Below are 6974 nucleotides of genomic sequence, written 5' to 3' on the forward strand. Positions count from 1 at the left end.
CCCCGGCTTTTCCTGATCCGGTCCCCACCACTGTTCTGGGAATCTCGCAGAGGGGCACATCCATGGGCAAACACATCGCTTTCGTCAGCATCCCGGCGCAGGGCCACGTGAATCCCGCGCTGCCGCTGGTGTCCGAACTGGTCGCGCGCGGACACCGGGTCAGTTACGCGACCGCGCCGGCCCGGCTCGACCAGGTCGCCGCGGCGGGTGCGGAGCCGGTGCCGGCTCCGTTCCGGCTGCCGTTGCCGCCCGGGGACGGCAAACTCCTCGACGCCGGCACCGTCGGCCTGCGGTTCGAGGAGTTCTACGAATCGGTCGTCGAGGTCTTCCCCCGGCTGGTGGAGCATTTCGCCGCGGACCGGCCCGAGCTGTTCTGTGTCGACGCGATGACGCCGGTCGGCCGGATGGTCGCGCAGAAACTCGGCGTCCCGCTGGCCGCCATGCATCCCACCCACGCCAGCAACAAGGAATTCTCGCTCCGTGCCACCGTGATGGGCATCGAAGGAGCGCTTTCGGACCCGGCCTCGGTCGAGGTGGTCGTCGGCGCCGTGCAGGAGGTGGGCCGCAAGGTCCGCGCTTTCGCCGAGGAAAACGGGGTCGACCCCGATTACGACATGTTCGACTATCCGGCCGACCACAACCTCGTTTTCATCCCCCGGGAATTCCAGATCAAGGGGGAGACTTTCGACGACCGGTTCCGTTTCCCGGGGCCGACGATCGTCGAACGACCCGACGCCGGGAACTGGCAGCCCGCCGGGAACCCGCTGCTGTACATCTCGCTCGGGACTTTGTTCAACGACAACCTGGAATTTTACCGCAGCTGCCTGGACGCTTTCGGCGGCACGGAATGGCAGGTGGCGATGTCGGTGGGCGCGGAGGTCGACCTCGCGGAGCTGGGCCCGTTGCCGGGCAACATCGACGTGCGACCGCATTTCCCGCAGCTCGAAGTGCTGCGCGAGGCCTCGGCGTTCGTCTCGCACTGCGGCATGAACTCGACGATGGAGGCGTTGTTCTTCGGGGTCCCGCTGGTCGGGGTGCCGCAACAGGCTGAGCAGTTGATCAACGCCGAACGCGCCGCGGAGCTGGGCTTCGGCACGGTCCTCGCGCCGGAGGAGCTGACCGCGGCGCGGCTGCGGGAGAGCGTGGAAGCGGTCGCCGCCGACGAGCGGATCCGCGCGAACCTCGACGAAATCAGTGCCAAGCTGCGGGAACGTCGCGGCGCGGTGCTGGCGGCGGACGCGTTGCTGGCGCAACTGGACCGAACAGCGGCGGACGCGCTGCCGGACTGAACGCACGAGAGCGCGGCGACCCGGTCTCGGCCGGGTCGCCGCGCTCTCGTGCGCGCCTCACGCCTTGTCGGCGCCCACGGCCGCCTCGACGGTCTCGCCTTCGATCACATCGCCTTCCGACGCCTGCTTCGGCACGGCGGGCACGGACAGGCCGGGCACGGTCAGGTCCGGGACCTTCTTGACCGCGGCGAGCGCCGCTTCGATCGCCTCGGCGAGCGTCGGCGAAACGGTCTCGTCGAAATCGACCTTGGTGACCTGAATGTCCGCGTTGGTCGGGAGCGAGTCGGTGCCGAACGTCGCCTCGCCGAACCCCAGCTCCTTCAGCGTGACCGACTCTTCTTCGGTGATCTCGCGGCTGAGGACGAGGGAAAACTTGTGCCCCACGTAACGTCACCTCTCAACGTTGCCAAGCATTGTGAACGGTAGGCGGGCACCCGGACACGACCTGCTCCACGCACCCGTCTCGAAAGATACGCAGCCGCGCGGGTGTTCAGCCCGGTGTTCAACTGCCCGCCCCGCCGATTCGAGGGGCGGTGCGGGCCCGGTAAGGGGTGCCGGGTGATCGGCTAGGGGTTGCTGGGGGGTCGGCGCGGAAATAGTGTCGGAAGCGAGGCATCCGCCAATGAAGGCGGGTGTTCCGGCGAATGTTTCCGGTAAGTCCGGCGACGTTTGCCGTGATAATGGGGACCGTTTTTCGCGCGGCCGCGTCTGGGGGCGGACGGCTGCGGCGCGGTCGCTGTGGGCGCGGTCACGGAAGGCGTTCCCATTCTCTGTCCGCCCCGGTTTTCCATCGTCATATGGGGGTTCGCACAGTGTTGCTTGCAGACAGCGACGTGTCTTCTGCCGAAACGGGTCCGCAGGATTACGACCTGATCGGGCCGGGGGTGTACGCGGTGCCGATCGTGCGCCTGCTCCCCGGCGATTCGCCTCGGCTCAACGGCGAGGACAAGGTGCACGTGCTGCGCCTGGCGGCGATGGAGACGATGCTGCCGCCGATCCAGGTGGACCGCGCGACGATGCGGGTCGTGGACGGCATCCACCGGCTGATGGCGGCCTCGCTCAAGGGCGAGCACACCATCGCCGTCGAGTTCTTCGACGGCAGCCCGGAAGACGCGTTCCTCAAATCGGTGGAGGCGAACGTCGAGCACGGTCTGCCGTTGACCCAAGCCGACCGCTCCGCCGCCGCGCTGCGGATCCTCCGCTCTCATCCCACCATGTCCGACCGGGCCATCGCGAAGTCCACCGGGCTCGGCGCGCAGGCCGTCGCGGCGCTGCGGCGGTCGTCGGATTCGGTGCCGCAGTCGAATTTCCGGGTCGGGCGGGACGGCAAGGTCCGTCCGCTCAACAGCACGAAGGGCCGGCTGCGGGTGGCCGAGCTGATGCGGGAGAACCCGGACGCGTCGCTGCGCCAGCTGGCCAGGACGGCCGGGGTGTCGCCCGCGACCGCGCTCGACGTGCGCCGCCGCCTGGAGCGCGGTTCGGGTCCGGTGCCGAGCCAGGACCGTCGCGACCGTGGCGAAACGCCCGCCCCGAAGGCTGCCGCGCCCGCGCCGGAGCCGGCCGAACCGGGTGTGCCGCCCGCGGTCACTCTGGAAGTGCTGATGCGCGATCCGTCGTTGCGGCAGAGCGAACTGGGCCGTCGGCTGCTGCGGATGTTCCGGGACAACGTGCTGGGCGCGAAGGCGTTGACCGATATCGCGGCGTCGGTTCCCTCGCATTGCATCGAGATGGTCACTCAGCTGTCCCGGGACAACTCCCGGATCTGGGAGGACTTCGCCCAGGAACTGGCTCGACGCGCAAGGGCTAGCGGAGTGGCCTGAGCCACCGGCCCGAGAGAGGATTTCGCGGCTCCCCCGCCGGTGTGGCGGGGGAGCCGCTTTTTCTGGTGTGTGCTTCGGGATCGCGGCCGGAGGCGGGGTGTCCGAATGTTCGGGTTCAGGGGGGAGCGCGTTTCCGCTCCGGGGGTGCGAAAGAAAGCGGAGCCGGACAAACAACCTGACACCGGGGGAAACGGGATCGGACAACCGTGAAAACAGCAGCGGACGTAAAGGAACGCCACGGGCGCCCGGCCCGTGGCGTTCTCGACGTGCGGATCAGACCGGGGCCGGCGCCTCGGCCAGCTTGCAGGTGGCGACGCTGAGGTCGGCCGGGCACGGGGTGATCGACTCGACGTGCAGGCCCGCGTCCGCGGCTTCGCGGCGGATGTCGGCCTCGGTGCGTTCGCGGGCGTGGGTCTCGCCCACCACCATCTTGATCACGTTGCGAAACGCCGCGCCGGAATCGTGCTCGGCCAGCGGGTCGATGACCAGCAGCGTCGGGTTGTCGCCGGCGGCCATCGCGGTGCGGATGTTCGACAGGATCCGCACGCTGCTCTCGGAGCTCCAGTCGTGCAGCACGTTCTTTATCAGGTAGAGGTCGCCGCCCTCGGGGATTTCCTTCAGGATGTCCGCCGGGCGGTAGGTGAGGCGCTGCTTGAGGTCTTCGTCGTCGGAGGCTTGGAGGTCCGCTTCCGCGCGATGGCAGGTGTCGGGCCGGTCCACGCACACGCCGTGCAGGTGCGGATGGGCCGCCAGGATCGTCTTGAGCAGCGCGCCGTTGCCGCCGCCGACGTCGACCACGACGCGGACGTTCTCGAAGGGCACGTGCTCGGCCAGCACCACGCCGATCGGGCGGGACCAGTCCTGCATGGCGAGGTCGAAGATCCGCGAGGTCTCGGCGTCGTTCTCCAGGTACTCGTACAGCGAAACTCCGAACGCGGCGGGCATCACCGCGGTGCCGTCCTTGACCGCCTTCGCGAGCCCGCCCGCGGCCGCCTGTCCGTAGAGGCCGCAGATGAGCGACGCCAGGTGCCGGATGGACTGCGGGTGGTCGGATTTCAGCTGCTCGGAGGCGGCGGTGTTGGCGTAGCGGCGGTCCTCGTCGACGGTGAAGATCCCCAGCGCGGCGACTGCCTGCATCAGCGATTCCAGCGAGACCTGGTCGGCTTCGATCGCTTCGGCGATCTCGGCGCCGGTCTTCGGCCTGTCGGCGAGCGCGTCCGCGATGCCGAGGCGGGCGACGGCGCCGATCGCGGCCGACGAGATCGACCCCATGACATGACTCAGCAGTGACACTTCCATGGCCCTTGGCTCTCCCCGGCTGGCTGGTGAATTGGCAGGCTCGTGCATTGGCTGGCGTGCTGTGCACACTAGGAGAACCGGGGTCGCGGGGGTGGGCGTTCAACCGCCCGCGCGTCCGGAAGTCGTTCAGCCGCACGGAAAGGGCAGTTGAACAACTCTCTCGGCCTTGCGCTTTTTCCCGGCCGACGACGAGGCTGAGGTCATGACTGGTGCTCTCGAGTTTCCGGGTGCGCGCCGCCGTCGGGTCACGGTGGCGCGCGGGTCTCGGCCGACGGCGTGAACCTCGCGGGACTCTCCGGTCACCGAAGCCGATTTCGACACGCGTCACTGAAATGCGCTGGGCCGCACGGTGCGGGCGCCCGTTCGGGGTGCGGCCGCGAATCCGTCTGTTATTACGCCGCGGTCGCCCCACCGCGGCGCTGTAGTGCGCAAGAGACAGAACCCCGGTAGTCAGGCGAGGTTGGGACCAGATGGCGAACGAAGACAAGCTCCGCGACTACCTCAAACTCGTGACGGCCAACCTGCGACAGGCCCGTCGCCAGCTCGCCGACGTCGAGCAGCGCGGACAGGAGCCGATCGCGATCGTGGGCATGGGCTGCCGGTTCCCCGGCGGCGCGCACAGCCCCGACGCGCTGTGGCAGCTGCTCGCCGAGGGCGCCGACGCCATCGGCGAGTTCCCGCAGGACCGGGGCTGGGATCTGGAGAACCTCTACGACCCCGACCCGGACAATCCGGGCACCTCATACGCCCGGCACGGCGGCTTCGTCTACGACGCGGCCGGGTTCGATGCCGAGTTCTTCGGGATCAGCCCGCGCGAAGCGCTGATGATGGACCCGCAGCAGCGGCTCTTCCTGGAGGTGGCCTGGGAGGCCGTGGAGCGGGCGGGCATTCCGGCGGATTCCCTGCGCGGCACCAAGACCGGCGTGTTCGTCGGCGCCTACAACCAGGGCTACGGCGCCAACCCCACGGCCGAGGCCGGCGGTTCGGAAGGCCATCTCGTCACCGGGGTGTCGACGAGTGTCCTTTCCGGACGCGTGGCGTTCACGATGGGGCTGGAAGGCCCGGCTGTGACGCTTGACACGGCGTGCTCCTCCTCGCTGGTGGCCCTGCACCTGGCCACGCAGGCGCTGCGCTCCGGCGAGTGCTCACTGGCGCTGGTCGGCGGGGTCACGGTCATCTCCGGGCCCGGCGTGTTCGTCGGCTTCTCGCGCCAGCGGGGCATGTCGACCGACGGGCGCTGCCGTTCGTTCAGCGCGGACGCGGAGGGTTCGGGCTGGGCCGAGGGCGCCGGCGTGCTGGCGGTGGAACGGCTTTCCGACGCGCAGCGCAACGGCCACCCCGTGCTCGCGGTGATCCGGGGCAGCGCGATCAACCAGGACGGCGCGTCGAACGGGCTGACCGCGCCCCACGGTCCTTCGCAGCAGCGAGTGATCCGCGCCGCGCTGGCCAACGCGCGGCTGTCCGGTTCCGACGTCGACGTGGTGGAGGCGCACGGCTCCGCGACCACGCTCGGCGACCCGATCGAAGCGGAGGCGCTGCTGGCGACCTACGGCCGGGAGCGGCCGGAGGGCCGTCCGCTTTGGCTGGGGTCGGTGAAGTCGAACATCGGGCACTCGCAGGCCGCGGCCGGGGTGGCCGGGGTGATCAAGATGGTGCTGGCGCTGCGGAACGGACAGTTGCCGCGGACGCTGCACGTGGGCGAGCCGACCCCGCATGTGGACTGGTCGGCGGGCGAGGTTCGGCTGCTGGCCGAGCCGGTGCCGTGGGAGCCGGGGGAGCGGGTCCGGCGGGCGGGGGTGTCGTCGTTCGGGATGAGCGGGACCAACGCGCACATCATTCTCGAGGAAGCTCCGGCCGGGCACGAGGCTGCCGAGTCCGCAGAGGTGTCCGATGTGGACGTTGCGGAGAACGAGCTGCCGGTGGTGGTCGAGCGCGTTCCGGTGGTGGCGGGCGAGGCGACGGCGTGGCCGGTGTCGGGGCGTTCGGCTGACGGGATGGCGGGGCAGTGGGATCGGCTGGTGGCGTGGGTCGATGCCCGCGCGGAGCTGGATCCGGTGGATGTGGGTTGGTCGCTGGCGGCGACGCGGTCTTTGTTTGAGCATCGGTCTGTGACGGTGGGTGGCGACCGGGAGTCGTTGCTGTCGGGTGTGCCGGTGCGTGGTGTGGCGCGGTCTGGTGTGCGTGCGGTGTTCGTGTTCGGCGGGCAGGGTGCGCAGTGGGTGGGGATGGGTCGTGCGCTGCTGGCGGAGAGTCCTGTTTTTGCCGACCGGTTCGTGGAGTGCGAGCGGGCGTTGGGGTCCTGTGTGGACTGGTCGCCGCGTGAGGTGTTGACCGGGGCTGTGGAGCTGGGCTCGGCGGAGATCGTGCAGCCGTTGTTGTGGGCGGTGATGGTGTCGTTGGCGGCGGTGTGGGAGGCCGCGGGCGTGACGCCGGATGCGGTGGTGGGGCATTCGCAGGGTGAGGTCGCGGCGGCGACTGTGGCGGGGATGCTGTCGCTGGAGGACGCGGCGCGAGTGGTGACCGCGCGGTCCCGCGGCTTGTCCGGGCTGTCGGTCGAGGGGTCGAT

The 6974-nt window shown here is 69.7% G+C and carries 5 protein-coding genes; 3 read left to right on the forward strand and 2 right to left on the reverse strand.

Annotated elements, in window-relative coordinates:
- Positions 1 to 62 precede the first annotated feature (62 nt).
- A complete protein-coding gene (locus tag ACIBTM_RS13365; RefSeq protein WP_395876750.1) occupies positions 63 to 1289 on the forward strand; it encodes a macrolide family glycosyltransferase in 1227 nt (408 codons plus the stop codon).
- 57 nt (positions 1290 to 1346) lie between these two features.
- On the opposite strand, the gene ACIBTM_RS13370 is transcribed toward ACIBTM_RS13365, so the two are convergent.
- Positions 1347 to 1673: a hypothetical protein gene (locus ACIBTM_RS13370; RefSeq protein WP_395876751.1), complete on the reverse strand. Its 327-nt coding sequence runs from the start codon at positions 1671 to 1673 to the stop codon at positions 1347 to 1349.
- Between the two features lie 449 nt (positions 1674 to 2122).
- On the opposite strand from ACIBTM_RS13370, the gene ACIBTM_RS13375 reads away from it, so the two are divergent.
- Positions 2123 to 3109, forward strand: coding sequence for a transcriptional regulator (locus ACIBTM_RS13375; protein WP_395876752.1), 987 nt, complete (start codon positions 2123 to 2125; stop codon positions 3107 to 3109).
- 273 nt (positions 3110 to 3382) lie between these two features.
- Here the strand turns inward: ACIBTM_RS13375 and ACIBTM_RS13380 are convergent, their stop codons facing one another.
- Positions 3383 to 4408: a methyltransferase gene (locus tag ACIBTM_RS13380; RefSeq protein WP_395876753.1), complete on the reverse strand. Its 1026-nt coding sequence runs from the start codon at positions 4406 to 4408 to the stop codon at positions 3383 to 3385.
- A 470-nt stretch (positions 4409 to 4878) separates the two neighbouring features.
- On the opposite strand from ACIBTM_RS13380, the gene ACIBTM_RS13385 reads away from it, so the two are divergent.
- A partial coding sequence (locus ACIBTM_RS13385) for a type I polyketide synthase (RefSeq protein WP_395876754.1) occupies positions 4879 to 6974 on the forward strand: 2096 nt, incomplete at its 3' end.

It is taken from the genome of Amycolatopsis sp. NPDC049868 (genome assembly GCF_044461365.1).
Taxonomy (GTDB): domain Bacteria; phylum Actinomycetota; class Actinomycetes; order Mycobacteriales; family Pseudonocardiaceae; genus Amycolatopsis.